Origin of the sequence: Bacteroides sp. MSK.20.12, assembly GCF_019052435.1 — a bacterium.
GTDB classification, from domain to species: domain Bacteria; phylum Bacteroidota; class Bacteroidia; order Bacteroidales; family Bacteroidaceae; genus Bacteroides; species Bacteroides xylanisolvens.
Genome location: NZ_JAHQVH010000087.1, coordinates 1 through 3115, shown reverse-complemented (window position 1 = coordinate 3115; position 3115 = coordinate 1). Strand labels below are relative to the sequence as shown.

Annotated in this window: 2 protein-coding genes; both read right to left on the bottom strand. The window is 41.9% G+C overall.

Going from position 1 to position 3115, the window contains the following annotated elements; translation table 11 throughout:
* Positions 1–1064, bottom strand: a 1064-nt coding sequence (locus KTR06_RS24175; RefSeq protein WP_217290884.1) for a chain-length determining protein, incomplete at its 3' end; no start/stop codon positions are given.
* A 15-nt stretch (positions 1065–1079) separates the two neighbouring features.
* Positions 1080–3115 (bottom strand): SLBB domain-containing protein (locus KTR06_RS24170; RefSeq protein WP_217290883.1); only part of this gene is annotated, 2036 nt, incomplete at its 5' end.

Below are 3115 nucleotides of genomic sequence, written 5' to 3'. Positions count from 1 at the left end.
CAAACTGATAGGAAAATAAAAGCTAAAACATATACCTTTCTACTGGTTCCCGAAGGTTCCAAGGGGACAACAGCAGGTTCTACAACAGCAAATACAGGTTTCTCCTCCTGAACTTTAGCTCTGGCGACCTGAAGTTGACTAGCAACTTGGCTGTATACCTGGTAAGCAAGGTTCATATCATTCTGCAAACGTTCCTGTTCGGCACGAACACTCTGCAAAATCAGGTTATCATGAGAATCCTGATAATCGGCATATTTCTTCTGCGCTTCGTAATATTCCTGCTGACGTTCTTTAAATAATTTCCCCAAATAGAGACAATCCTCTTTAGATTTGGAGGTACGATAGTCTATGATATATTCCTGCAACTTTTTTACCACAGAATCAGCTACGACTGCAGCAACTTTAGAATCCTGAAAAGTTGCAGTAACGGAAGTCATTGAGGTTTTCTTATCCACAGAAGCAGTGATCTTTTCCTTTAGAGTTTCAATTTTTTCCGTTTCCTTCTTTGAAAGCTCAATTATACCCTGACTTGTTTTATCAAATGTAATTTCATCTTCCTCAGTAAACAAGGACTTTACTCCACCAATTACCATGCCTGGAAACCCGATTACATAACTCCACCAGGGAGATGTTTCTTCATCTAAATAAGTGTTCAATGACATGACTTTATTCTTTGTTACCGGTATCTCCATTGCAGAAAGCTCCAGTAAAAAAGGAGTAGAAGAAACAATATCAGCAGATAAGGAAGCATTTAAGGCATCAGTACCATCTCCCATAGTAACTCCACTTCCTAAAAAGGAAGCAGCCAAACCTGATAAACCACCACCTTTGTTATTACCCATTTCCGGAGAAAGGGTAACTTCAACCGTATACTGCTTAGGAATGCTTATTGCAACAATAATCCCAATTATCAGTCCAATACCGGCAGCTTTATAGATCTTCTTACGAATACCTATAACCTTACGAAGAAGATCCATCAAATCGATTTCGATCTCCTCATCATGGTGATTATTATGCAACTGTTTTGTTTCCTTTTCAGATGTTTGTTCCATCAAAGTAGACATAAATAAAGGTATTCGTTATTTCTTGATTAAATTAGCAATAGAGGCAATCATCATACCCAAGGAACTGAAAGAAGTGGCATATCCTAAAATTTCCCCCATATTAGTACGCTTCTTTGATTTACTAGGAACAATGATCTCACAACCAGGCTCGATTTGTTTCTTACCACTACCTTTTACCTTAGTTACCTGACCATTCATATAAACAATGAACTTCTTACTCTTCTTTGCATTATCAGAATAACCACCGGCCTGATTCAAGTAATAATCGATATTCTTACCAGCTATATAAGAAACGGTATTAGGAACCATGACAGCACCGTTAATTGTTACCGTATTAGTATTCTTCGGAATAAAAACCACATCACCTTCACGAAGAACCAGATCTGATGCACTGCCAGGATTAGCTATAGCTTTTTCCAAGTCAATGCCGACTGTAAAATGATCTTCCACATGAATATCCAAAGAATCCATCATAGCTTCTCCTAGCTGTCGACTCATCAAACGGATCACATCTCCCATACGTTTCTTCTCACCCTCAGTAGCGACACGAGTCAACTTGGCACCGCGTAGGTAAGCATAATTCGTAGTACCTCCCGCTTTATTGATCAAGTCTGAAAGACGTTCCTCACGACTGGTCATGGCGTATGAACCTTCGAACAGGATTTCACCTTCAACAACTACATTCTGTTGAGCCTGGTAACCCGGACTGCGGCGAACATAAACCTCATCATAAGGTTGAAGCACAAAACCCGGTGTGCCGTCAACAACAAAACCTTCTTTCAGGGAGAAAGTATACGTCCGACCGATAGTATCATTATCCACTGTACTATGGGGATTCCTGATTCTGCGCGATACATCCACACGAACAACAGAAGCGGCTTCACGCAAGCCTCCGGCCTGAATGATCAAGTCTTCAAGAGTCATGTTGTCAGCATAAGGATAGGAATCCGGTTTGGCCACTTCGCCGTGGATTACAACATCACCTCTATCTTCCAAATCATGGATACTGGGAATATAAAGAATATCGTTTTTCGCCAGGATGATATTTTGGGAAGTACCATCCATAATGGCTTTAATGTCAACAGGGATAACTTCAGTAGTAAGGTCCTCACGCTGACGATAAAGGACAGCACGGTTCAAGAAAGCATCACCAGTCAAGCCTTGGGCTTCGTTCACCAATTCGCGAACGGTATTCAGTTTACCGTTTAGCTGGTAGATACCGGGACGGTAAACGGCACCACGGATTTCAAGCTTATTAGTGAAGCGGTTAAGGATAGCCTCGGCAGTCACAACATCACCATTCCGCATTTTATAGACACTATAATCAAGGTCTTTGACTGTGTTTACTTCATACTCCTGTCCGTTTTGGCGTACGACACGCAAAGAACGGGTGTAGGCGTCGGCCTCAAACCCACCAGCATAACTGATTAGAGTAGATAAATTTTCGTCCTTCTTCATTTCGAAACGCATCGGACGTTTCACTTTTCCGTCGATCTTAACCAATACGTCATAGGCAGGGACTATTACTACATCGCCCTCCTGAAGACGGATGTCATCCTGAATGTTGCCTTTCATGATAAATTGGTAGACATCGATTGTGGCGATGTTCTTACCGTTACGTACCAGCTGAACATTGCGAAGGCTTCCTATGTCACTGACTCCACCGGCACGGTAAAGCGCATGGAACACAGTAGAAAAGGATGATAGAGAGTAAGTACCCGGCTGGACTACTTCACCCATTACATTAATCTGAATAGTACGGATGCTGCCCAAAGTCAAACGGATGTCAGAAGTGGGATCATCCGCATTATTGAGACCATTATAGATCTTGTTTAATGTTTTTTTGAGATAGTCATTGGCTTCAGAAATAGTCAGGCCATTCAGGTTAACGGGACCTATTTTCTGAATGTTGATAGTGCCATCAGGAGAAATCTGTTGGCGGATAGTGTTCTGACTGGCTCCCCAAATGTCAATAATCACTTCGTCACCCGGACCGAGACGGTAATTTAAAGGGGTGGCGATGTTGACACTGGGTTCAAAAGTCAGGTTAC